Source organism: Streptomyces sp. NPDC050548 (assembly GCF_044457385.1).
Lineage (GTDB): Bacteria > Actinomycetota > Actinomycetes > Streptomycetales > Streptomycetaceae > Streptomyces.
This window is the reverse complement of sequence record NZ_JBITGV010000007.1, coordinates 109,066-132,300: the sequence shown is the minus strand read 5'-3', so window position 1 is coordinate 132,300 and position 23,235 is coordinate 109,066. Positions and strand designations below refer to the sequence as shown.

Here is a 23,235-nt window from a genome sequence, read left to right as displayed (position 1 = left end):
CCGACCGTGAACAGTCCCACCCTCGTCCTACGACCCCCGAGCGGTCGCGCCCGCACCCCGCTGGCCGCCGCCGGCACCCTCCTGATCGCGCTGCTGCTGAGCCTGCTCGCCCCCTTCGGCGCGGCGAAGGCGCACGCCGTCGACCAGAACGACGACGTCAACTGGCACCTCAACGACGGCAAGCCCGCCTACCGGGGCATGATCGACGAGGTCCGGGCCGGGGCCGAGAGCGGTGTCCTGTACGGCAACCGCGCGGCGACCACCTGGACCACGGTCAGCACCGAGCACACCGGCAGCAGCAGGCAGCAGGTCACCCACGACGAGCAGAACAACTACTTCACGGTCAACATCACCAGCGACGACCACCCGCAGATCCGCGTCCTGGTCCGCGCCCACGACCTCTACGTCCAGGGCTACCTGGTCCCCGGCACCAGCACGTACTACTACTTCAACGACGCGACGATGAGCCACTGGCCCGGCGCCGGCTCCTCCACGAACCCGCCCCGCGCCCTGCGGCTCCCGTTCGGCGGCAGCTACGCCTCCATGTCGGCGTACGCCCACCAGACCGTGCGCAGCCCCCGGTTCTCCTACTCGTGGATGTCGTACAACCAGGGCGTCCTGGCCGCCGCGAACTCCACCGGCGCCCAGCGGGCCGGCGCGCTCATGTTCTACGTCGAGGCGATCTCCGAGGGCGCCCGTTTCAACGCGATCTCCGACCGGATCGAGGCCGCCCTCGCGCCGAACACGGGCTACCAGTTCGACCAGGACGACGACGGCCTGATCCACAACTGGCAGACCCTCGGCAACAACCTCCAGAACCGGCTGAACAACCCCCAGACCCGGCCGACGCCCAACATCGGCCGCTACCACTTCGACACCCTCCAGGCGATCGCGAACATCCTGCGCCTGGCGATCAAGATGGGCACCAAGTAGCCGACGGCGCCCGCCCATTGCCGCCCCGGCGGGACATCCCCCCTGTCCCGCCGGGGCTCCCGCACGCACATACGACCCGCATACGCTGCCCCCGTGACTCTTTCCCCCGCCGCGCGCACCGCACTGGACCTCACCGCCGACCTCCCGGTCCCCGACCTGGAGGACTTCTACCGGGACCTGCACCGCCACCCGGAGCTGTCCGGCCGCGAGCACCGCACCGCCGCCAAGCTCGCCGAACGCCTCACCAAGGCGGGCTACGACACCGTCGAGGGCATCGGCGGCACCGGTGTCGCCGCGGTGCTGCGCAACGGCGAGGGACCGACCGTGCTGCTGCGCGCCGACATGGACGCGCTGCCGGTGCAGGAGGAGACGGGACTGCCGTACGCCTCGACCGTGGACGGCGCGATGCACGCCTGCGGGCACGACCTGCACGTGACCTGGCTGACGGGCGCCGCCGAGGCGCTGGCCGCCGGGCGGGACACCTGGTCGGGGACGCTGGTGCTGGTGGGGCAGCCCGCCGAGGAGACGGGCGGGGGCGCGGCGGCGATGGTCGCCGACGGTCTGTACGAGCGCGTCCCGCGTCCGGACGCGGCGCTCGCCCAGCACGCGGCACCGGGCCCCGCCGGGTTCTACCCGCACGTGCCCGGCCTGATCATGTCGGCCTCCACGGACATCGACATCGTGATCCACGGACTCGGCGGCCACGGCTCCCGTCCCGAGTCGACGGTCGACCCGGTGGTCACGGCCGCCTACCTCGTCACCCGGCTCCAGACGGTCGTCTCCCGCGAGATCGCGGCCCGCGACTCCGCCGTCCTGACCGTGGGCCGCATCGAGGCCGGCACCCGGCACAACATCATCCCGACCACCGCCCGGATCTCCCTCAACCTGCGCACCCAGTCCGCCGACGTACGGGACCGGATGATCGCCGCGATCCGCCGAATCGCCTCCGGCGAGTGCATCGCGGCGGGCTGCCCGCGCGAGCCCGAGGTGACCATCGGGACCAGCCTGCCCACGATGGTCAACGACGCGGACACCGACCGCCGGATCGCTGCGGTCCACACCGAGGTCCTCGGCGCGGGCACGGTCTTCGACCCCGGCCCGGCCACGGGCAGCGAGGACTTCCCCCACCTCGTCCCGGACGGGGTGCCGTACTCCTACTGGTTCGTGACGAGCACCCCGGCGGCCACCTGGGACGCGGCCCCGGGCACCGACCTGATGGAGAAGTTCCACGCCGTGCCGAGCAACCACAGCCCGAACTTCGCGCCCGATCTGGTGACGGTCGTGCCGGGGGTACGGACCCTGGTGTCGGGCGCGTTGGAGATCCTGACGGTGAACTAGACGCGGGTCCGCGTCAGGCGGCGACGACCGCGTAGCCGTCGACCTCGATGAGCCACTCCGGCAGGCCGAGCGCCTCGACGCCGAGGTATGTGCTGGCCGGCAGCGGCCACTCGCCGTCGAAGGCCCTGCTGCCGGCCGTGAAGACCGTGTCGATCATCTCGGGGCGGTGGCCCACGACGTGGATCGTCATCTTGACCAGGTCCGCCGGGGTGGCGCCGGCCGCTTCGAGCGCGGCCCTCAGGTTGCGGAAGACCTGTTCGGCCTGGGCCTCGAAGTCGCCGGGGCCGACGAGTCGCCCTTCGGCGTCGATGGCGACCTGGCCGGCGATGGCCACGAACCGGGTGCCGGTCGCGGCGACGACCTGCGTGTAGAGGTTCATGACGGGCGGGGCGAGGGTCGGGGGGTTGATCATTTCCGCGGACATGTGTACTCCCAAGGGCGTTGTGGAGAGGGTGAGTTGAGGGGGTCAGCGGTCGGCCGCGGTGAGGCCGGCCCGGTCGAGGGCCTCGCGGGTGACGGTCGCGAGCTGTGCGGGGTCGTCCTCCTCGGTCGCCCAGGCCACATGTCCGTCGGGGCGGATCAGCGCGGCGGTGACATACGCCCAGGGCGTGTGTTCCCGGGTGAGCGTGCCGGTGCGGGTGACCAGGGGGCCGTCCTCGGCGGCGGCCAGGGGCGTTCCCCAGTCGCCGCGCAGGTCGAGCAGGACGTGACGGCCGGTGCGGAGCAGGGCGAACACGGTGTCGCCGCCGTCGGTGAAGGTGAGGTTGGGCGCCCTGCGTCCGGTGAGCGGATGCGCGTCGGCGGTCGGGGCGTCGTAGGTAACGTGCAGGCCGGACAGGCGCTCGGCCAGGGTCCGGTTCAGCGACGGCTGCTCGTTCACGAGTTTGGTGAGCAGCGAACGCAGGCGTTGGCCGTCGGTGCTGAACGCGGAGATCAGGGCCGTCTGGGCGCTGGTGTGCTCCAGCAGGTCGGCGCCGACCGGGTGGCGCTCGTCGTGGTACGTGTCGAGCAGACCGGCCGGTGCCCGGCCCTGGATGGTGGCCGCGAGTTTCCAGCCGAGGTTGGTGGCGTCCTGGACGCCGACGTTGAGCCCCACCCCGCCCGCGGGCATGTGCTGGTGGGCGGCGTCGCCGGCGAGGACCACCCGGCCCTTGACGTAACGCTCCGCCTGGCGGCTGGTGTTGCCGTAGCGGGACAGCCAGGCCGGCGAGTGCATGCCGAAGTCGGTGCCCGTGACCTGCCGGACGTTCGCCCGCAGTTCCTCCAGGGTGAGGTCGCCGGGCCAGTCGGTGCGGACGTCCGCGGGCACACCACCCACGACGCGGTGCAGGCCGCCCGGCAGCTGGACGATCATGACGATGCCGTCGATACCGGTCTTACTGAACGCCACGCCGGGCGGAGGCTCGTCCAGGACGACGTCGCCGAGGAAGCCCAGCACGGTGAAGTCCTCGCCCGGGTAAGGGATTCCGGCACTCGTACGGACCGTGCTGCGGGTGCCGTCGCAGCCGGCCACGTAGAGCGCTTCCTCGTCGTACGGGCCGTCGGGGCCCTCGATGTGCACGGTGACCGAGTCGGCGGTCTCGGTCAGACCGGTGACGCGATGGCCGCGCCGGATGTCCGCGCCGGCCGCCGTGGCCTGGATCTCGAACAGTTCCTCGGTACGGCTCTGCAGCAGCGCCAGGGTGAAGGGGAAGTCGGTCTCCAGCAGGCCGAAGTCGAGCCGGCTGTCGAGGACCGCGAAGTGCCCGCTGGGGATGTGCAGGCCCTCTTCGAGGAAGGGCTTCTCCAGCCCGCGGGAGGCCAGCAGCTCGACGGTGCGGGGGTGGACGGTGAGCGCCTTGGAGTTCGGATCGCGTTCCAGGCGCGGCTCCAGGACGGTGACCGTGATGCCGGCGAGCCGCAGCTCCGCGGCCAGCCAGAGTCCGACCGGGCCTGCTCCGGCGATGACGACCTGTTGGTTGTTGGTTTGGTTATTGGTTTGGTTATTGGTTTGGTTATTGGTTTGGTTATTGGTCATGGTCGCTGGTCGCTCCGATGCCGTGGGCGAACGCGGTCGTCCAGGCCGCCACGGCCCGTCGGCTCGCGCGGATGTCGGGGGCCAGGACGTCGAACATGTGCGGTACGCCGGGCACGAGGTGAAGCTCGACGGAGTTGCCGGCCGCGCTCAGCCGGGCGGCGAACTCCAGCGCCTCGTCCCGTACCGGATCGGCCCCGTCGACCAGGATGTAGGTGGGCGGCAGGTCCCCCAGGTCCTTCGCCCGGCCCGGCACGGCGTAGCCGGCCTCCGGATCGCTCCCCTGGAGGTACAGCTCCCAACCGGCCGCCGCCCCTTGGCGGTTGAACAGCTTCGGATCGGTGATCGCCCGGGCCGACCCGGTCTCCAGACGGTCGTCGAGGACCGGGTATCCGAGGTAGAGGTACCGGATGCCCGGCCCTCGACGGTCGCGCGCGGCGAGGGCCACGGCGGCCGCCAGCGCGGCCCCGGCGGAGTGCCCGCCCAGCGCCACCCTCGCTACGTCGACTCCGAGGGCGTCCGCCTCGTCGGCGACCCAGCGCAGCGCGGCGTAGCAGTCGTCGAACGCGGCGGGGTAGCGGTTCTCCGGCGCGAGCCGGTAGTCCGGGGCGACTACGGCGATCCCCAGCTCCGCGGCCAGCCGCCGACAGGTGGCGTCCTCCGCGTTGGGCCCGCCGAGGACGAACCCGCCGCCGTGGATCCAGACGGCCACGGGGAGCGGAGCGGCGCTCCTGGAGGCGGGGGTGACGGGGGTGTAGAGCCGCAGGCTCAGCGCGCGCCCGTCCACTCGGATCTCACGGTCCTCGACGTTCACCTCGCCGTCCGACTTGCCGTCACCGCTGGCCGCGGCGAGGGCCACGCGGGCGCCCTGCACATCGGCGAACACGTCCATTTCCGGCAGCGCCTCGTAGACCGGAAGGAACTCGGGATCCAGGAACACAACCCACTCCTCACTTCTTGGTCACTGCACAATAGCCCGCTCTTGTCCAGTGGACAACAGAGTCCGCGTTTGTATATTGACCACCGGACAAGAGAAGTCACGGAGTCGTAGGGGAAGGCACCATGGGCATCAGCCGTGCGGCGGTCGTCGACGCGGCACTCGACGTGCTCGACGAGCAGGGCCTGGACAAGGTGACCATGCGCGCCGTCGCGGACAGGCTGGGCGTGCAGCACAACACCGTCCGGTGGCACGCGGAGAACAAGCAGCGACTGCTCGTCCTCATGTCGGACGCCATCCTCGCGGGACTGGACGTCGACACCCTCCCGCCGCGGTGGGACGACCGCGTCCGCGCCCTGGCCCGCTGGTGCCGCGGAGCCCTCCTGGCCCACCGAGACGGGGCCCGCCTGCTCGCAGGCCTCTCGACCACGGAGACCAACACATACCGGCTGGCCGACACGATGATCCAGACTCTCCTGGACGCGGGTTTCCCGCCCCGAACGGCGGCCTGGGCCAACTGGACCCTGTTCTATCTGATCCTGGGCATCACCCAGGAGCAGCAGGCCCAGTCCGCCGACGCGGCCGACCCGGTCCTGGCCTTCGACGACGACTCGTTCCCGGCGCTGCGCGCAGCCTCCGCGCACATCGTCGCCGGCACCTTCGACGAGCGCTTCGAGTTCGCGCTGGACATGCAAATGACGGCGCTACGGGCGGAGTTGGCCAAGGGCTAGCCCTACGGCTGGAGTTGGAGCAGCTGCTTCCGTACGTGGTCCAGGGCACCGGCACGGCGACCCGGCACCCGGCCTCTCAACTCGGCCAGCGCCAGGCCGAGTTCACGGGCGGTCACGGGGTCGTGGATCTGCCCCCACTGATGATGGGCGCGGTCGACCGCCGCCTCCACGGCGGGCACATCCGGCGCCTGTCCCACCGCCAGCCGCGCGGCCGCCACCGCGAGCCACGCCCGGCAACTGCGCACCGGATCCCCCGCCAACATCGCCAGATCGGCCCGGACCTCCGTCCAGTGCAACGCCTGCTCCGACCCCCGCCCGTGCGCCCGCACAGCGGCCTGCTCGTGCTCGGCGGCGAGGGCGTCGGCGGCGGGGTGACGACCGGCTTGGACGGCGTCCGTGATGGCGGCGTGCGGATCGGTGTCCTTTTCACTCCGGTGGGCATCATCCAGCCCGTCTGGGGGTCCCCCCTCTGGGGGAGTTTGAGGACGAGGCCCCTTCAGGGCCGACGGGGGTCTGGGGGCGGAGCCCCCAGGGGCGCCCGCACCGACGAGCCCCGGTGAGGCGAGCAGCACGTCCGCATAGGCTTCCGCGCCCAGTCGGCCCACCGCCAGCTGATGCAACTCCTCCACTGGTGGGCGGTACCCGCTGCGCAACACCGTGGCCACTGCCTTCATGTACGTCGGCACAGCCACCCCTCGCCGGGGCGGAGGCGGTGCGATGCGACCGTGAACGGCGTGTGTGCGGCCCGAGTCGAGCGGGTGGGCCCGCAGCCACTGCCAGGTCTCCGCGTCGGCGTGGAGGTCGAGGAGGAGGGTTGTCGTGCCGGGTGCGCGCAGGCGCAGTTCCTCGCGGATCCAGGCCCACGGGAACGCCGTATAGCGGACCGTCGACGGAGTCGTCCGCGCCAGCGCCAGGTGCGGAAGGTGCTGTTTGCGGTCGAGTTGGAGCTGCCCGGTGATGAACATCGTCAGCGGCCCGGGGGCGGTCGCGGCGGCGCGGAGCCGGGTCAGTACCGCCTGCGGCTCCAACGGGTCGGCGAGTTCGACGACGTTGGCCGTCTCCGTGCCGGAGAGGACGGGCGGGGCGACGGCCGCGAGGACCGGGAGGACGGAAGCCGCGTCCACCAGCCGTCCCTTGCCGACCGGCGAGGCCGCGAGCAGCAACACCGTTCCAGGCATGTGCCCTCCCCCGATAGAACCGTCGATCACTTGCGTACCGCAGCACCGTAACCTCTGCTGCTGCAAAGGGGGATGTCAGGACCGCCGTACCGCGAAGATCGTGGTGTCGTCGGCGAGCCGGCCGCCGCAGTGGCGCAGGGTGCCGTCGCGGACGTGGGCGACCATGCGGTGCGGGTCGGCGGTGCCCGGGTCGAGGTGGACGCCCTCGGTGACCTCGTCCTTGAGGGGGTAGAAGACACCGGCGCCGTCGCGGGCCTCGGTGACTCCGTCGGTGACGATGAGGAGGGTCTCGCCGGGGGCGAGGGTGATGCGGAGGGTCGGCGGCGGTCCCTCCAGGCCGGCCAACTCGCCCAGCCCCAGCGGGAGTCCGTGCCCGGGCGGCAGCGACCGTACCCCGAACGGGCCGACCACCAGCGGGGGTTCGTGCCCGAAGTTGACGACCTCGACGGTGCCCGGGTCGCCGGCGGGGAAGCTCAGCAGGACGGCCGTGGCGAAGCGGTCGACGTCCTCGCGGCCGAGGGCGGCGAGATGCCGGCCGTGGCGCAGCATCCGGACGTCGAGCCGGGCGGCGACGGTGCCGAGTTCCGCCTCGTGGTAGCCGGCCTCGCGGAACGTGCCGAGCAGCGCGGCCGCCGCCTCCACCGCGCCGAGGCCCTTGCCCTGGACGTCGCCGACGAGGGCCCGGGTGCCGTGCAGGCCGGGCTGGATGTCGTAGAAGTCGCCGCCGACGCGGGCGACGGCGTCCGCGGCGAGGTAGACGGCCGCGTGGTCGAGGCCGCCGAAGCCGGGCGGCAGCGGGCGCAGCAGGGTGCGGCGGGTGGTCTCGGCGACGTCCCGCATGTGCAGCATGCGGCGTTCGCCGCGGACCCGGACCGCGCAGGCCAGCACGGCGAGGACGCCGCCGACGCCGACGAGGATGAAGTCGGGCAGGCCGGTCTGGTACTGGCGCGGCCAGGCGTGGTCGGCGAGCACGTAGGTGGCCAGGCCGAGCACCGCGAACACGGCCGTGCCCCACACCCCGCAGATCGCGGCGGCGATACCGGGCACGAGCACGATCCAGGAGACGGTCCGGAACTCGCCGCCGGTGTACCAGTCGACCAGCAGGATCGTGACGAGCACCAGCAGCGGCGGCACCCAGGCGACGCTGCGCCCGCGCACGCGCAGCAGCTGCTGCCGCCGTAGGGCGTCGGTGTCACCGGAGCCGGAGCCGGAGCCGGAGCCGGAGGGCACCGGTATGAGTTCGCGGCCGCTCACGGCCGTCAGTACGCGACCGAGATCCGGGTGCGCGGGTGGGCGTGCTGTTCGAGTTCGTCGACGAAGGCGACGGCGTAGTCCTCGGCGCTGACGAAGCTGCGGCCCTGGTCGTCGGTCATGAACGCGTCGCCGCCGACGCGGAACCGGCCGGTGCGTTTGCCGGGGGCGATCTCGGCGGCGGGGGAGACGTAGGTCCAGTCGGGGTCGTCGAGGGTGCGGTAGTAGGCGAGCGCGTCGCGGTGGGCGAGGGCTTCGGGGAGGTAGGCCTCGGGGAAGCCGGGCTGGTCGCTGAGGGCCTGGCCGGGGGCGACCTCCAGGCCGCCGGCGCCGCCGACCACCAGGAGCCGGTCGACACCGGCCGCGCGGACGCCCGCGACGAGCCCCTCGTTGAGAGCGAGGAAGGGTCCGCGCGGGTCGCTCCCGTCGCGGGGCGGTACACAGGCCGAGGCGACGGCGTCGGCGCCGCGCGCGAGGTCCGCGACCTGCGCCGGGTCCGTCGCGTCGGCCGCCGTCGCGGTGACCCCGGGGACCGGCGACTGGCCGGAGCGGCTGACCGCCAGCACCTGGTGGCCGCGGGCCGAGGCCTCGGTGGCGATCCGGCTGCCGACCATGCCGGTGGCGCCGAAGAGTACGAGCTTCATGCGCCCCAGCGAAACATGGGGCAACCGTGCCCGCACCCCGACTTGCCACCGCCTCCCCCGGGGTGTGCATTGGTAGACGGGGGCGAGAGAGAGGAGTGCTCTCATGGCTCATGCGGCACCCACACCCGGCTCCGGCGGATTCACCGCCCCGAGCCGGCTGCCCGACATCTTCGACGCCCGCGTCCACCGCGTGGCGAAGATCGCGATCCCGGTCGTCCTGGGGCTCGTCTACGGCTACTGGGCGGCGGCCAACCGTCGCAGCGGCGGTCCCATCACCGGCTGGAACATCCTGTTCGGCTTCGTGACCGCGCTGGCGTTCATCGTGCTGTGCCTGGCGGTGGCCCGGTTCGCCCCGCTGCTCAAGCGCGAACTGCACTCGCTGGTGAAGTCCGGCTTCGCGGGCGCCGCGATCGGCTTCCTCTACAGCCAGACCGGCGAGAGCGTGCTGCGGTCCGCGGCGATCGGTCTCGCCACCACGGCGGGCGTGTTCCTGGTGTTCTTCTACCGCTACTACACGCGGGAGGACGGGGAGGGCAACCGCATCCGCTGAACCCGCACGGCTGTGGGCCCCGGCACCAACTCGGTGCCGGGGCCCACGACTTGCCCGCCTTCCTACGGCTGTTACGGCGCCCAGTTCCAGATGCCGCCGCCGCTCGACGACCCGGACGCGCTCCAGCTCCACGAGCCCGAGACGCTCCACGAGCCGGAGGCCGAGGTGCTCCACGCGTTGGAGTTGTCGCTCCAGTTGGGGTCGTTGTTCCAGTTCGAGCTGTTGCCGTTGTCGCTGCCGTCCTTCCAGCCCGGACACGGGTCCGAGCAGGACGGCACCCACTGGCCGCCGGTGTCGACGAACGCGGCGCTGGCCCAGCCCTGCGCGCCGACGAGCCAGTACCAGTCGGGATTCCCGTTGACGCTCTGTCCCCTGACCACGCATTGGACGCGGTCCTGGCTGCCCGGTGAGAGCGTGTCGACGGCGGGTGAGTGCGTGGTGGGCGACTGCCGCACGTTCAGATCCGTGCGGGAGACGATGGTGCCCCAGATCGGACTGCCGCCACCGCCACCACCGCCATGTCCTTCGGCGTACGTGGTCGGTGCTGCCGCCGCCGTGGTGCCCGCCGCCGCGACGGCGAGTGTGCCACCGGTGAGCAGGGCCGCGGCCAGAGTCCGCAGGGCCGGAGTGGTGCGCATGTTCGGCCTCCTTCTCCCCGGTTCCAGGAAACACCCGTTCGGGTCAACCCTCCACCCGAGAGCGGAACGTCCAGTTCCGCCAAGGGTTCCGAGGCCAGGACGCCCGTTCGGCTTGACATCGCACCCGAATGCAGCCAAATACCGGCACCCGGCTCGCGCCCCGCACGCCCCGCACGTGTCCTGGGGAGGTGCCCCCACGACTCCGGAGCGCCCTGTCGGCCGTACTCGTCGCCCTCTCCTGCTTCCTGACGCCCTTCGGCGCGCTGGCGGCCTGGGCCGCGTACGGGCTGACCGACTCCGGCCGCTACGTCACGGCGATGGCGCCACTGGCCGCCGACCCGGCCGTACGGGACGTCGTCGCGGACACGGTCGGCGCGGGCATCATGCGCGGCATCCATGTGGACGGCATGCGCGGCACGGTGGGCGGCATGCGCGGCACGATGGCCCCCTTCGTCCACGACGCGGTGCGCTCCTTCACCAAGACCGAGGCCTTCCGACTGGCCTGGGACGAGAGCAACCGAGCCACCCACGACGCCGTGCTGCACGCCCTGCGCGACGAGGAGGGCAGCGGCGCCGTCACCGTCGACCTCGCCCCGGTCGCCGCTCACGTCAAGCATCGACTCGCCCACGAGCACGTGCCGTTGGCGGATCGCATCCCCGTCCAGCACACCGAGGTCGCGGTCCTCCCGGCCGGTGAACTGGGCCCGCTCCGGGAGGAGTTCCACGTGCTTGAGGTCGCCGGCTTCTGGCTCCCCGTCACCGCCGCCGGCTTCGCGGTCACCGGCATCGCCGTCGCCGTGCGCCGCCGCCGCGCGATCACCGCGACCGCGCTCGGCACGGCCCTCGGCGGCGCCCTGCTCGGCCTGGCCCTCGCGATCGGCCGCCAGCTCACGGTCTCCGACCTCCCCGCCGAGGTCTCCCAGGCCGCGGGCGGCGCGATCTACGACGCCCTCACCTCGACCCTGCGCACGGTCGCCTGGCTGCTCCTCGGCCTCGGCCTCACGGTCGCCGCGACGGCCTGGCTCACCCGATACGCCCGCCCGGCACGGGAGTTCGTACGACGCCGGCGAACGCCCGCGGCCACCGCGGCGGACCGGGCACAGCAGGCGACGCGGGCCCAGGCATGACTGCTGCTCGCTGACCGCTGATTCCTGATTCCCGGGGGAGTTCACAGCTCACGTGGGATGATTCGGGCATCTGCGTCCACCGGCGGAAGGTCATCACGTGGGCACCACGACCTCCGAGTGGACCGCCGCCGACTTCGTACCGGAGCGCCACCGGGGCCGCCATCTCACGTTCTGGTGCGCGGGCCTGCTGTTCACGGCCGTGAGCGTGGTCGTCGGCTGCCGCACGGCCGACACCGACGCCGTGACCCCCGTCCCCCAACTCCTCGCCTTCTTCCCGTGGTTGCTGGCCCCCACCGGCCTCGGACTCCTCCTCGCCCTGTTCTCCCGCTGGCGAGTGGGACTGGTGTGGGGAGTGGCGCTGCTCGGACCGCTGGCCTGGTTCATCGAGCCGTACGGCAAGAGCGGTGAGCCGGGCGGGCCCGCGATCGCCGAACTCCGGGTGCTGACCTCGAACGTCGAGTTCGGGCGGGGGACCGGCTCCCTGGTGCCGGTGATCCGACGGGAGCGGCCGGACGTGGTGTTCGTGGAGGAGTGCGAGTACACCTGCCAGGCCACCCTGCGGCGGGACTTCGGCACCCAACTCCCCTACCGGCAGGCCGTGGTGGCGGCCGGCTCGCACGGCTCGATCATCATCAGCCGCTTCCCCCTCAAGGGCACGAAGGGCGTCACCGGCACGATGGGCATGCCCGGCGCGGTGGCGGACGTCGACGGCCATCCCGTCCGCCTCCAACTCGCCCACCCCATGCCCCCGTTGCCCAACCAGGTCGGCCTGTGGCGCCGCGAACTGGGCAGGCTGCGCACCTTCGCCGCGGCCGACCCCACCACCCCCACCGTCCTCGCCGGAGACTTCAACTCCTCCCAGGACCATGCCGCGTTCCGCCGCATCCTCGACACCGGCCTGCGCGACGCGGCCCGCCTCGCCGGACACCCCCGCACCGCCAGCTGGCCCGAGCGCCTGCTCCCCACCTTCGGCACCCAGATCGACCACGTCCTGCTCTCCCCGGACTTCTCCGCGAACAGCGCCCGCTTCCTCGACCTCGCCGACACCGACCACCGCGCGCTGCTGGTGGACATCGCACTCCACCAGCACGAATAACGCGGGGGGCTGCTCATAATGGGCGCATGTCCCGCGAGTTCCCCATCGGCCTCACACCCCCCGACTGGCTGGTGAGGAACCTCCAACCCCAGCAGGCCCCCCTCAACCGCCCGGCGATCGCCCGCGCCGCCATCGCCATGTCCCTCCCCCTCGCCCTCGGCCTCGCCACCGGACACACCGCCTACGGCGCCCTCGCCTCCATGGGCGCCCTCTCCGGAGTCATCGGCGACACCGCCGACGCGTACCGCATGCGGATCCTCAACATCGCGATCCCCCAGCTCTTCGGCGCGCTCGGCGTCACGCTCGGCGCGGCGGTCTACGGCCACGGCTGGTACGCGGTCACCGCCCTGACCCTCGTCGCGCTCGCGTCCGGGATGATCTCGACGATCGGCGCGGTGGCCTCCGTATCGGGCCTGCTCCTGCTCCTCAACTCGGTGATCGGAGCCGGGCTTCCGCTCCCCGGCGCCTGGTGGCTGGCCCCCGTCCTGATGTCCGGCGGCGGCCTCCTGGTCCTGCTCCTCGCCCTCCTCGCCTGGCCGTTGCGCTCCGGCGTCCCGGAACGGACGGCGGTCGCGAACACCTACCGCACCGTCGCCGACCTCCTCACCACCTGCGGCGACGACCCGACGGCGGCCTACGACGCGGCCCGCCAGGCCGTCACCCAATCCCTCAACCAGTCCTACGACCTCGTCCTCGCCCGGCGCGCCCGCCACCACGGCCGCAACCCCGAACTCACCCGCCTGCTGGCCCAGTTGAACGCGATCACACCAGTCGTCGAGGCGGCCCCCGCGGTCCACCAGTCGGGCCGCTCCCTCCCCCCGCAGATCCGCGACGCGGTCCGCAATCTCGCGCACGCCGTCGAAACGGGCTACACCGGCCCGATAGGCCTCGACCTCCCCGCCCCCACCAGCGAGACGACCCGCGCGGTCGACCACGCCCTGCGCCACGCGGCCGAGGTCGTCACCGCACCCGACGTCGACCCCCGGGGCATCGACGACCGCCTGGGCCGCCCGGCGGCCCTCCGCATCAGGGCGGCGAGAGCGGCCCGCAACGTCCTGCTCTCCTCCGGCTCCTGGCGCTACGGCCTCCGCCTGGCCCTCTGCATCGGCCTCGCGCAGGTCCTGGTGTCCACGGTCCCGGTCCCCCGCTCCTACTGGATCGCCCTGACGATCACCTTCGTCCTGAAGCCCGACTTCGGCTCGGTCTTCTCCCGGGCGCTGCTGCGCGCGCTCGGCACGGTGGCCGGGCTGGTGATCGCGGCGGCGGTCCTGTCGGCGGTACCGAGGGGCTGGTGGGACGTACTGGTCCTGCTCGTCCTGGCCCCCCTGATCCCCGCCCTGACCCCCCGGGGCTACGGCTACCAGACGATGGCGATCACCCCGGTGATCCTGCTCCTGTCCGACATCCTGAACCACCAGGGCACGGCACTGCTCCTGCCCCGCCTGGTCGACTCGTTGATCGGCTGCGGGATCGCGCTGATCGCGGGCTACCTCCTCTGGCCGGAGAGCTGGCACACGCGGGTGGGGGACCGGTTGGCGGAGGCGGTGGCGGACACGGCGGGGTATGTGGAGTCGGCGTTCGAAACGCAGGCCGGCACGTCTGGCGTGGAGATCGATCCGGCCGCCCGTGCCCGGATGCGGCGCCGCCTCTACCGCGACCTGTCCGTCATCCGCACGGAGTTCCAACGCGCCCTCACCGAACCGCCGCCCACCGGCCGCCTCGCCGCCGGCTGGCTCCCCCTCGTCGTCGCCGTGGAACGCATCGTCGACGCGACGACGGCGGCGCGGGTCCGGGTGAAACACGGGGCACCGCCGCCGTCCTCGGCGGAGGTGACCCAAGTGGCCCTCCAGCTGCGGGAGTTGGCGGAGGGGGTGCGCGAGTCGGAGGTGCTGGTGGAGGTCCGTACGGATCTGACGGGGCCGGCGGGCAGCGTGCTGGAGCCGCTGCGGCAGGAGGTCGCGGCGGCACGGGCGATCGCTTCACCGCACTGAGGTCACCGCGCTGCGGTCAGGGAAGTTGGGGTCGGTCAGATCAGGTCAGGTCAGGTCAGATCAGGGAGAAGTCGGGATCGGGGAGGGAGAAGAAGGCCGAGATCGCCTGGACGGTCCGTTCCTCCCTGTCCTCCCGTTCGTATTCCGCGTGCGGCCCGATGAGCCGCGCCGCGGTGAGGGCGGGTGTTAGCAGATCGGGCTGTTCCCCGACGCCGCCGGACAGGTTCTCGAAGCTGATCCCGCAGACGTAGCGCCCGGCGCGGTAGTAGTCGAAGTCGGGGCCGTGCGCCTTGGCGACGCAGGGTTCCGTGGTGAAGACGGCGAGTTCACCGCCGTCGCGGCACAACGGCCGGTAGTCGGGGCGGTCGTGGTCGTCCTCGTCCCAGCCGAACATGTCGTGCATGACCAGCCCCCATTCGCCTTCGGCACCCTTGGCGTAGGCGAGCGGGATGTGCCGTATGGAGAGAAGCCCTCGGGTGAGCGCGTCCAACGACATCCCCCGGAAGAAGACGACGTTGACATCCTCAGGACCGGCCAGCGGGCCGTGTATCCAGTGGGTGCTGTACGTGCGGTGCGTCACGTGTGTCATGGAAGGCACGGTAGAGGGACCCACTGACAGTGCCCGTCGGCCGGTGAAGTGGCAGGTGAACGGGTGAGCGAAGTGGTGGCCGAAACAGGGGGTGTTGACAGAAGGCGTCCCACGCGCGTCGCCCCTGCCTAAGATCGCCGTCCGAGGCCGCTAACCTTACGTGTCCGTCCTGGCCAGGGATTGACGGCTTCAACTCACGCGAAGGGTTGCGCACATGGGCATTCTCACTCTCCTGCGGAATGCGTTCGGCAGGTCACGCAAGGAGCGTGCCGCGGAAGCAGAGAGCGCGGAACGCACTCCTTCGCAGGAACAGCAGACCCCCCGGGAACCGGACGCCAAGGTCCCGTCCCCGTCCACAGAACCCGACCTCACCACCCCGGCCCCCACGGCAGTCGCCCAGGTCCCGGAACCCCGCCCGTCCTCCACCCTGGAGGACGACGAACACGAACTCGTGGCCCTGGCCTTCGACAACGTGACGGTCCCGAAGCCGGCGACGTCGACGGAAGGGACGGAGGGTACGGCGACGACCGGGGCGGAGGCCGAGGTTGAGCCGCCGGTTGAGACGGAGCCGGTCGCGGAGGCCGCGGCTGCGGCTGTTGTCGAGCCGGTCACGGAGACCGCACCCGAGGCGGAAGCCGAGCCCGTCGCAGACACCGAGCCGGTCGTCGAGCCCGTCGCGGAAACCGCGCCCGCCGCAGACACCGAGCCGGTCGTCGAGCCCGTCGCGGAAACCGCGCCCGCCGTGGACCCCGAGCCCGAGGCCGAGCCCGTCGCGGAAGCCGCCGCCCCCGAGGCCGAGCCGGTCGTCGAGCCCGAGGCCGAGCCGGTCGCCGAGGTCACCCCGGAACCGGAGCCCGAGCCGGTCGCGGAAGCGGAAGCGGAAACCGAGCCGGAGGCGGCGGAGGCGGAAGCCGCGCCCGCGGCTGAGCCGGTCGCCGAGGAGGTCGCGCCGGAGGCGGAGCCCGAGCCGGAGCCCGCCGCGGAGGCCACCCCCGAGCCCGTCCCCGCGCTCGCGCTCGCCGCAGCCGCCGACGGCGAGTCCGCCCCACAGGGGCCACCCGCACCCGACAACGAATCCGTCACGGGCGGTGCGGGTGGGGAAACTGTCGAGGCCGAAGGCGTAGCCGAGGCCGTGGGCGCGGACTCCGCCGCCGCAGCCCTCGCCAAGGCCACCCTCACCGGTACCCGAGCCAAGACCTACCTCGTCCTCGACCGCTCCGCGAGCATGCGCGCGTACTACAAGGACGGTTCCGCCCAGGCCCTCGCCGACCAGACCCTCGCCCTCGCGACCCACCTGGACCCGGACCCCACCCCCTCCGTCCACGTCGTCTTCTTCTCCACCGAAGTGGACGGCACCACGGACCTGACCCCCGCCTCCCCCGACAACGCCGTCGACGAGGCCCACGCCGGCCTCGGCCGCATGGGCCGTACCAGCTACCACGCCGCCGTGGAAGCCGTACTCGCGCACTACGACGCGAACGCCACCCCCGGTACCCCCGCCCTGGTCGTCTTCCAGACGGACGGCGCCCCGGACGCGAAGACCCCGGCGACCCAGTCCCTCACGGACGCCGCGAAGTCGCACGCCTCCATCTTCTTCTCGTTCGTCGCGTTCGGCGACCACGACAACAAGGCCTTCGACTACCTCCGCAAGCTGAAGACCGACAACACGGCCTTCTTCCACGCGGGCCCGACCCCCCTGGAGCTGACGGACGCGGAGCTGTACGACGGCGTACTGATCGACTGGCGCCCGTAGCCCCACCCGGTACACCGGACCCCGTGCCGCCCGCTTCCCACCCCGTAAAACGGGAGGCGGGCGGCACACCCATGTCGGCTACGATTTCAAGGTTCGCAACAACAGCAACACACCGACCTGGGAGCAGCCCCCCGATGGCTCGACACCTCATCACCAGCGCCCTTCCGTACATCAACGGGATCAAGCACCTGGGCAACATGGTGGGGTCCATGCTCCCGGCGGACGTCTACTCCCGTTACCTCCGTCAGCGCGGCCACGACGTCCTCTACATCTGCGCGACGGACGAACACGGCACCCCGGCCGAGCTGGCCGCGAAGGAGCAGGGCATCCCGGTGGCGGAGTTCTGCGCGCAGGCGCACGACGCGCAGAAGGCGGTCTACGACGGCTTCGCGCTGGCCTTCGACTACTTCGGCCGCAGCTCCTCCCCGCAGAACCGCGAGATCACCCAGCACTTCGCCCGCCGCCTGAACGAGAACGGCTTCATCGAAGAGCGCGCGATCCGCCAGGTCTACTCGCCCACGGACGGCCGTTTCCTCCCGGACCGCTATGTCGAGGGCACCTGCCCCCACTGCGGCTACGACAAGGCCCGCGGCGACCAGTGCGAGAACTGCACCCGCGTCCTGGACCCGACCGACCTGATCAACCCGCGCTCGGCGATCTCCGGCTCGACGGACCTGGAGGTGCGCGAGACCAAGCACCTCTTCCTCCTCCAGTCGAAGCTCCAGCACGAGGTCGAGGAGTGGGTCGCGGCGCACGAGGAGGAGTGGCCGCAGCTCGCCTCCTCCATCGCCCGCAAGTGGCTCACCGAGGGCCTGCACGACCGCGCGATCACCCGCGACCTGGACTGGGGCGTCCCGGTCCCCGCCGACACCTGGCCGGAGCTGGCGGCCGAGGGCAAGGTCTTCTACGTCTGGTTCGACGCCCCGATCGAGTACATCGGCGCGACGAAGGAGTGGTCGGACCAGGACCCGGAGAACCGGGACTGGAAGTCCTGGTGGTACGAGTCGGACGCGGGCGAGAACCCCGTCCGCTACACGGAGTTCATGGCGAAGGACAACGTCCCGTTCCACACGGTGATGTTCCCGGCCACCGAACTCGGCATCCGCGAGCCGTGGAAGAAGGTCGACTACGTCAAGGCCTTCAACTGGCTGACGTACTACGGCGGGAAGTTCTCCACGTCCCAGAAGCGGGGCGTCTTCACCGACCAGGCCCTGAGCATCCTCCCGGCCGACTACTGGCGCTACTTCCTGATCGCCAACGCCCCCGAGTCCGACGACTCCTCCTTCACCTGGGAGCACTTCACCGCCACGGTGAACAAAGACCTGGCGGACACCCTCGGCAACTTCGTCAACCGCGTCCTGTCCTTCTCGAAGAAGCGCTTCGGCGACGAGGTACCGGCGGGCGCCGAGGCCGGCCCGGCGGAGGCGAAGCTCGGCGAGGAGATCGCCGGTCTGCTGGCCGAGTACGAGACCCAGATGGAGGCCCTCCAGTTCCGCAAGGCCGCGGCCGCGCTGCGCGCCCTGTGGTCGGCGGGCAACTCCTACCTGGAGGAGAAGGCCCCCTGGCTGGAGATCAAGACCGACCCGGAGGCCGCGGCCCTCACCCTGCGCACGGCGATGAACCTGATCCACCTCTACGCGGTGGTCTCGGAACCCTTCATCCCGTCCTCCTCGGCGGCCATGCGCGCGGCATTCGACCTGCCGGACGACACCGCGACCTGGGTCTCGGCCGAAGAGGCCCGCGCCCTGACCACCGTCCCGGCCGGCACCCCCTTCACCGTCCCCCCCGTGCTCTTCGCGAAGCTCACGGAGGAGGACCTGGAGATGTACAAGGAGCGGTTCGGCGGAGACCAGGGGTGACCCGATGACGTACTACTACGTCACCACCCCCATCTACTACGTCAACGACGCCCCGCACCTCGGCCACGCCTACACCACCGTCGCCGCCGACGTCCTCGCCCGCTGGCACCGCCGGCGCGGTGAGGACGTCTGGTTCCTCACCGGCACGGACGAGCACGGCCAGAAGATCCTGCGCACGGCGGAGGCGAACGGCGTCTCCCCGCAGGAGTGGGCGGACCGTCTGGTCGAGGAGTCTTGGAAGCCGCTGTGGGCTCATCTGGCCATCTCCCACGACGACTTCATCCGCACCACGGAGCGTCGGCACACGGACCGCGTCCAGGAGTTCGTGCAGGACCTGCACGACAAGGGCGAGATCTACAAGGGCGGTTACGAGGGCCCGTACTGCGTGTACTGCGAGGAGTACAAGCTCCCGGGCGAGCTGATCGAGGCGGAGGACGGCACGCTGTTGTGTGCCATCCACCGGCGGCCGGTGGAACTCCTCAAGGAGGAGAACTACTTCTTCAAGCTGAGCGAGTACGGCGACCGGCTCCTCGCCCACTACGAAGCCCACCCGGACTTCATCCAGCCCGCCTCGGCCCGCAACGAGGTCGTGAACTTCGTCCGCCAGGGCCTCCAGGACCTGTCGATCTCCCGCTCGACCTTCGACTGGGGAGTCAAGGTCCCCTGGGACGAGTCACATGTCATCTACGTCTGGGTCGACGCGCTCCTCAACTACGCGACCGCCGTGGGCTACAACGAGAACCCGGCGAAGTTCGAGGCGACCTTCCCGGCCGACGTCCATCTCGTCGGCAAGGACATCCTCCGCTTCCACGCCGTGATCTGGCCCGCGATGCTCATGGCCAACGGCCTGCCGCTGCCGGGCAAGATCGCCGCCAACGGCTGGCTGCTGGTCGGCGGCGAGAAGATGTCCAAGTCGAACCTGACCGGCATCAGCCCGCAGTCCCTGACCGCGCACTTCGGCGTGGACGCCTACCGCTGGTACTTCCTGCGCGCGATCGCCTTCGGCCAGGACGGCTCCTTCTCCTGGGAGGACTTCACCACCCGCTACACCAGCGAACTCGCCAACGGTTACGGCAACTTGGCGTCCCGGGTGACCGCGATGACAGCCCGGTACTTCGAGGGCGCGCTGCCCGCGCCGGGGGAGGAGACCGAGGCCGAGCGCTCACTCAAGTCGGCTCTGCTCACGGCGACTTCGGAGGCGGACCGCCGTATCGGCGACCAACTCGACTTCCAGGGCGGCATCCTGGCCGTCTTCGACTTCGTCCGCCAGGTCAACGGCTATCTGACCGACCAGGAACCCTGGAAGGTCGCCAAGTCCGACTCCCCCGAGGCCCGCGACCGCCTGGCGACGATCCTCTATACGGCGGCCGACTCCCTCCGCGCGATCGCGATCCTCCTCGCACCGGTCATGCCGGAGACGTCGGAGCGGCTGTGGGAATCGCTCGGCGCGTCGACATCCCTGGGCCCGCTGAGTGACCAGCGAGTCCGGGATGCCTCGGCCTGGGGTGCGCTTCCACCCGGCTCCCCGGTGACGAAGGGCGCGGTTCTCTTCCCGCGCCTTGAGGACCGTACGGACTCCTAGGCGAACACGCTGAACGTGTCCTCGGCCCGGTCCCGGCGTGCCACCAACTCCCAGGCGCCGTCGGCGATTTCGTCCGGGTCGAGGGTGCGGTCGCCGACGTTCCCGAACTGCTCCGGGTTCGACGTGACCAGCTGGTGGATGTCACCGCGCTCGATGAGTCCGCCGATGACCAGGTTCCCGGCGTAGACGCCGGTGCCGGCGAGCGCGGCGTTGAGGGTCAGGGCGTAGTTGCGCAGGGCGGCGGCCGAGACGGCGAGCGCGCCGAGCGTGGGCATCGGCACCACAGCACTGAGCCCGCCCGCGAACACGAAGGCACCGGCGCCCCGTTCGACCATGCCGGGCAGCACCTTGCCCACCACGTCGACGGCCGGATACATCCAGGTCATCGCCTCCTGGACGCCGAAGGAGTCGGTCTCGGTGATCGGCGTGGGGCGGCTCTCGTCGAGGTCGAGGGCGCCCGGCCCGTAGTACGCGAGGTCGATCCGTCCGTATCGCTCGATGACGGCGTCGAGAACCGAGCCGAGCTGCTTGGCGTCGCGCACATCGGCGACGTAGGACGTGGCTTCGACGCCCGCCGCGGCGAGGGACACGACGTAGCCGGCGTGCCGGACGTCGCTGCGGGAGTCGAGCAGGCCTGTCACCGCGGCTTCCGGCGCGCGGGGCGGATCATCGAACGGGCCCGGGACAGCGGGCAGTTGCGCCCCGATTTCGAGCCGGAGGACCTGGTCACCCTGGTCTGGGCGATGTCCCAGGTGATCCGTGAGTCGATGGCCACGGCGCCCGACACCTGGCGCCGCTGCCTGGCGTTCTTCCTCGACGGCCTGCGGGCTGGTGCGGCGCGTCCCATCGCGGTGCCACCATTGACCCCGGGTCAACTCAGCGAGGTCATGCGGGCTCGGTGACGGACCCCGACGTAGACGTGTTCGCGCCAACCCGTAAGGTGCCGCCATGGCAGTCCCCGAGGTCATCCCGATCGCCTACGACCCGAATCAGCGCAGCGGGGCCGTCGGCCGCTACGCGGACGGTCAGTTCCTGGCGTCGGTCACCTACGCGTTCCCCCAGGGTTTCCGTCCCGCCGACGGCTGGGAAGAGCAGAAACGTCTCTACACGGTGCTCCACACCTTCGACGCCGCGGGCCGGTACCGCGACTCGGAGATCTGGTGCGCCGGCACCTGGGCCGAGCAGCAGCGCGCCCCGCACGGCGACGGTTCGGTCCTCTCCCAGGCCCGCATCCACCTGGCGAAACTGCTCCGCGCCCTCCCCCGCCGCAGCTACACCGACATCGCGGTCCGCCCCTTCCAACGCACCGTGGACGGCGTCCTGTTCGGCCTGCTGGTCGAGGAGGACGAGGACGGCAGCTGGGCCGAGCTGTACCCGGACCGGCACGCCTTCGGGCCGCCGTGGGACGGCACGTACGACAGCTGAGCCGCAACTGCCCTGTCGGCAAGGGAAGTTGCGGCTCCAGAGCGCGACCGCTACTTGAGCACCCCGGCTCCAGTGGTGGTCGCGAGCTCCGTCGGCAGGTTCTTGGCGGAGGTCTCCAGGCCGGCCGTGAGGGTCGGCGTCCAGTTCACGGTCGTCTTCAGCTTCTTGGAGTTGGCGGCGTTGTAGGCGGCGACGAGGTCGGTGACAGTCCCGTTGACGAGGTTCCCGCCACCGGCGATGGCCCCGGTCCCGTCACCGCTGAACAGCTTGCCGACCTTCTGACTCGCGGGAATCTTCCAGTAGTTGTCCTCGGCGACGACCTGCGCCTTGGCGCGCGAGTTGACGCTGTACTGGAGGACGTACCCGTTGAGGTTCGTGGTGTCGTAGAAGTTGTTGTAAATATGAATCTGCCCGATCCGGGCCAGCGGCGCGCGCTGCACGATCCCCTTCCACACGTTGTGGTGGATGGAGACGCGCAGCTTGCCGACGCTGTCGGTGTCGCTGCTGCCGATGAGCATCGTCTTGTCGTGGTTGGTGAACTGGTTGCGCTCGACGGTCACCAGGTCCGAGCCCTTGGTGATGTCGAGGTCGCCGTCGTGGATCTGGTACTGGCGCCCGTAGTAGGTCGGGTCGGAGGTGTCCAGCCCCGGGGCGTCGGTGAACGTGTTGTGGTCCGCCCAGACATGCGTCGCCCCGCGCAACGTCACGGCGTCGTACTGCGAGTTCCAGTTCCCGCTGTCCCCGTCCGTCGGGTCCCACTGCGGGAAGCAGTCCTGGGTGGCGGCGAAGGCCAGGTTCCGCACGATGACGTTGTCGACGCCCTGTATCTGGAGCATGCCCCCGGTGATCCCGGCGTTGGTGCCGGGCACGCCCACGACGGTCGTGTTGGCGGGCACGCGGAAGATGATGTTCTTCCCCTGCTTGGCCTGCGCCGCCGCCCGCGCCGTCTCCTGCGTACCGGAGGGCAGCTTGGAGGTGCCGTAGGTGGAGGGGTCGAAGGCCTTCAGATACGTGGACAGCGAATACCCGGTCCCCGCCGCGTAGTTGGCGCAGCTCAGCTTCTTCCCCGAGTCATCGGTGTTGGCGTCGATCGTCCCCTTGATCTTCACGATCCGCGGCGTGGTGTCACTGGCCGACCCCAACGCCTTCACGAGCTGCGCCCGCGTACTCACGGTGAAGGTGTGCGCGGCATCGGCCTTCGCACCCCCGGTGGTACCGGTCCCGGACGAGGCCCAGCCGTCCTTGGCTGCGAGCGTCTGGTGGTACAGGTCGACGGCGGTCGCGGTGGTGCTGGCCGCGTTCGCGTTGAGCACGAGGATGCCGGCGCCGATGCCTGCGGCGGCTGCGGCGGCGGTGATGACGACGGTGCGACGCTTGCGGAGGGAGCGGCGGTGGGAAGGGGCGGGTGAAGCGCTGGCGGCCACGGGGGAGTCCTTCGGTGCGGGGAGGGGGTTACGACTCCTCAGTGGCCGTGAGGATCAAGAAGGTTGCCGTGAACGTGTTCATTTCTTTTCGTGCCCTCTCCCTTCATCGGCTGAGCGACAACGGATGCCAAGCGGAGCCGAGTTACCTATGCTGATAGAGGCTCAGACGAGTGGG

The 23,235-nt window shown here is 71.1% G+C and carries 22 protein-coding genes; 12 read left to right on the top strand and 10 right to left on the bottom strand.

The genetic code is table 11. The annotated features are described in order from the left end of the window. Window positions 1-6 precede the first annotated feature (6 nt). The gene (locus ACIBJH_RS20945) at window positions 7-933 is read left to right on the top strand and encodes a ribosome-inactivating family protein (protein WP_399118328.1); all 927 of its coding nucleotides are present in this window, start codon (window positions 7-9) and stop codon (window positions 931-933) included. 93 nt (window positions 934-1,026) lie between these two features. Further along, window positions 1,027-2,271 (top strand): amidohydrolase, encoded by a 1,245-nt coding sequence (locus tag ACIBJH_RS20940; RefSeq protein WP_399118327.1) that lies wholly within the window; start codon window positions 1,027-1,029, stop codon window positions 2,269-2,271. A gap of 13 nt (window positions 2,272-2,284) precedes the next feature. Here ACIBJH_RS20940 and ACIBJH_RS20935 read toward each other — a convergent pair whose 3' ends face one another. The 3 genes from ACIBJH_RS20935 to ACIBJH_RS20925 are packed head-to-tail and all read right to left on the bottom strand — an operon-like array spanning window position 2,285 to window position 5,225. Beyond that, a complete protein-coding gene (locus tag ACIBJH_RS20935; RefSeq protein ID WP_399118326.1) occupies window positions 2,285-2,695 on the bottom strand; it encodes a RidA family protein in 411 nt (136 codons plus the stop codon). 42 nt (window positions 2,696-2,737) lie between these two features. After that, window positions 2,738-4,288: an FAD-dependent monooxygenase gene (locus ACIBJH_RS20930; protein ID WP_399118324.1), complete on the bottom strand. Its 1,551-nt coding sequence runs from the start codon at window positions 4,286-4,288 to the stop codon at window positions 2,738-2,740. Then, window positions 4,278-5,225, bottom strand: a complete 948-nt coding sequence (locus ACIBJH_RS20925) for an alpha/beta hydrolase (protein WP_399118322.1) — start codon at window positions 5,223-5,225, stop codon at window positions 4,278-4,280. The genes ACIBJH_RS20930 and ACIBJH_RS20925 overlap by 11 nt, the downstream gene beginning before the upstream one ends. A gap of 122 nt (window positions 5,226-5,347) precedes the next feature. Between ACIBJH_RS20925 and ACIBJH_RS20920 the strand changes: the two genes are divergently transcribed. Further along, window positions 5,348-5,953, top strand: coding sequence for a TetR/AcrR family transcriptional regulator C-terminal domain-containing protein (locus tag ACIBJH_RS20920; protein WP_399118321.1), 606 nt, complete (start codon window positions 5,348-5,350; stop codon window positions 5,951-5,953). 2 nt (window positions 5,954-5,955) lie between these two features. Here ACIBJH_RS20920 and ACIBJH_RS20915 read toward each other — a convergent pair whose 3' ends face one another. The 3 genes from ACIBJH_RS20915 to ACIBJH_RS20905 all read right to left on the bottom strand — a co-directional run bounded on the left by ACIBJH_RS20915 (window position 5,956) and on the right by ACIBJH_RS20905 (window position 9,026). Next, window positions 5,956-7,131 carry a hypothetical protein gene (locus ACIBJH_RS20915; RefSeq protein WP_399118320.1) on the bottom strand — a complete coding sequence of 392 codons (1,176 nt, stop codon included), beginning with the start codon at window positions 7,129-7,131 and terminating at the stop codon, window positions 5,956-5,958. A 75-nt stretch (window positions 7,132-7,206) separates the two neighbouring features. After that, window positions 7,207-8,385 (bottom strand): PP2C family protein-serine/threonine phosphatase, encoded by a 1,179-nt coding sequence (locus ACIBJH_RS20910; protein ID WP_399118319.1) that lies wholly within the window; start codon window positions 8,383-8,385, stop codon window positions 7,207-7,209. Window positions 8,386-8,390: 5 nt separating this feature from the next. Continuing rightward, window positions 8,391-9,026, bottom strand: coding sequence for an NAD(P)-dependent oxidoreductase (locus ACIBJH_RS20905; protein ID WP_399118318.1), 636 nt, complete (start codon window positions 9,024-9,026; stop codon window positions 8,391-8,393). 103 nt (window positions 9,027-9,129) lie between these two features. Between ACIBJH_RS20905 and ACIBJH_RS20900 the strand changes: the two genes are divergently transcribed. Beyond that, window positions 9,130-9,576 (top strand): hypothetical protein, encoded by a 447-nt coding sequence (locus ACIBJH_RS20900; RefSeq protein ID WP_399118317.1) that lies wholly within the window; start codon window positions 9,130-9,132, stop codon window positions 9,574-9,576. A gap of 71 nt (window positions 9,577-9,647) precedes the next feature. Here ACIBJH_RS20900 and ACIBJH_RS20895 read toward each other — a convergent pair whose 3' ends face one another. Beyond that, the gene (locus ACIBJH_RS20895) at window positions 9,648-10,214 is read right to left on the bottom strand and encodes an SH3 domain-containing protein (protein ID WP_399118316.1); all 567 of its coding nucleotides are present in this window, start codon (window positions 10,212-10,214) and stop codon (window positions 9,648-9,650) included. A 188-nt stretch (window positions 10,215-10,402) separates the two neighbouring features. Here ACIBJH_RS20895 and ACIBJH_RS20890 point away from each other — a divergent pair, with 188 nt between their 5' ends. The 3 genes from ACIBJH_RS20890 (at window position 10,403) to ACIBJH_RS20880 (ending at window position 14,428) form a co-directional block, all read left to right on the top strand. Next, on the top strand, window positions 10,403-11,341 hold the full coding sequence (locus ACIBJH_RS20890) for a hypothetical protein (protein ID WP_399118315.1): 939 nt from the start codon (window positions 10,403-10,405) through the stop codon (window positions 11,339-11,341). A gap of 97 nt (window positions 11,342-11,438) precedes the next feature. Further along, a complete protein-coding gene (locus tag ACIBJH_RS20885) occupies window positions 11,439-12,437 on the top strand; it encodes an endonuclease/exonuclease/phosphatase family protein (RefSeq protein WP_399118313.1) in 999 nt (332 codons plus the stop codon). A gap of 26 nt (window positions 12,438-12,463) precedes the next feature. Then, complete coding sequence (locus ACIBJH_RS20880) at window positions 12,464-14,428, top strand: FUSC family protein (protein ID WP_399118311.1); 1,965 nt, start codon at window positions 12,464-12,466, stop codon at window positions 14,426-14,428. Window positions 14,429-14,483: 55 nt separating this feature from the next. Here the strand turns inward: ACIBJH_RS20880 and ACIBJH_RS20875 are convergent, their stop codons facing one another. Beyond that, window positions 14,484-15,017, bottom strand: a complete 534-nt coding sequence (locus tag ACIBJH_RS20875) for a hypothetical protein (RefSeq protein ID WP_399118309.1) — start codon at window positions 15,015-15,017, stop codon at window positions 14,484-14,486. A gap of 214 nt (window positions 15,018-15,231) precedes the next feature. Here ACIBJH_RS20875 and ACIBJH_RS20870 point away from each other — a divergent pair, with 214 nt between their 5' ends. The 3 genes from ACIBJH_RS20870 (at window position 15,232) to metG (ACIBJH_RS20860) (ending at window position 20,211) form a co-directional block, all read left to right on the top strand. Then, window positions 15,232-16,770 carry a VWA domain-containing protein gene (locus ACIBJH_RS20870; RefSeq protein WP_399118307.1) on the top strand — a complete coding sequence of 513 codons (1,539 nt, stop codon included), beginning with the start codon at window positions 15,232-15,234 and terminating at the stop codon, window positions 16,768-16,770. A gap of 134 nt (window positions 16,771-16,904) precedes the next feature. After that, window positions 16,905-18,629, top strand: a complete 1,725-nt coding sequence (metG, locus tag ACIBJH_RS20865; protein ID WP_399118306.1) for a methionine--tRNA ligase — start codon at window positions 16,905-16,907, stop codon at window positions 18,627-18,629. 4 nt (window positions 18,630-18,633) lie between these two features. Next, window positions 18,634-20,211, top strand: coding sequence for a methionine--tRNA ligase (gene metG / locus ACIBJH_RS20860; RefSeq protein ID WP_399118305.1), 1,578 nt, complete (start codon window positions 18,634-18,636; stop codon window positions 20,209-20,211). On the opposite strand, the gene ACIBJH_RS20855 is transcribed toward metG (ACIBJH_RS20860), so the two are convergent. Continuing rightward, a complete protein-coding gene (locus ACIBJH_RS20855) occupies window positions 20,208-20,852 on the bottom strand; it encodes an SDR family NAD(P)-dependent oxidoreductase (RefSeq protein ID WP_399118304.1) in 645 nt (214 codons plus the stop codon). The two genes, metG (ACIBJH_RS20860) and ACIBJH_RS20855, sit on opposite strands and share 4 nt — an antisense overlap. Between ACIBJH_RS20855 and ACIBJH_RS20850 the strand changes: the two genes are divergently transcribed. Then, a complete protein-coding gene (locus ACIBJH_RS20850) occupies window positions 20,814-21,113 on the top strand; it encodes a hypothetical protein (protein WP_399118303.1) in 300 nt (99 codons plus the stop codon). The genes ACIBJH_RS20855 and ACIBJH_RS20850 overlap by 39 nt on opposite strands. 46 nt (window positions 21,114-21,159) lie before the next feature. Continuing rightward, window positions 21,160-21,636, top strand: coding sequence for a hypothetical protein (locus ACIBJH_RS20845; RefSeq protein WP_399118302.1), 477 nt, complete (start codon window positions 21,160-21,162; stop codon window positions 21,634-21,636). Between the two features lie 50 nt (window positions 21,637-21,686). Here the strand turns inward: ACIBJH_RS20845 and ACIBJH_RS20840 are convergent, their stop codons facing one another. Then, window positions 21,687-23,060, bottom strand: coding sequence for a polysaccharide lyase family 1 protein (locus ACIBJH_RS20840; RefSeq protein ID WP_399118301.1), 1,374 nt, complete (start codon window positions 23,058-23,060; stop codon window positions 21,687-21,689). Between the last annotated feature and the right edge of the window lie 175 nt (window positions 23,061-23,235).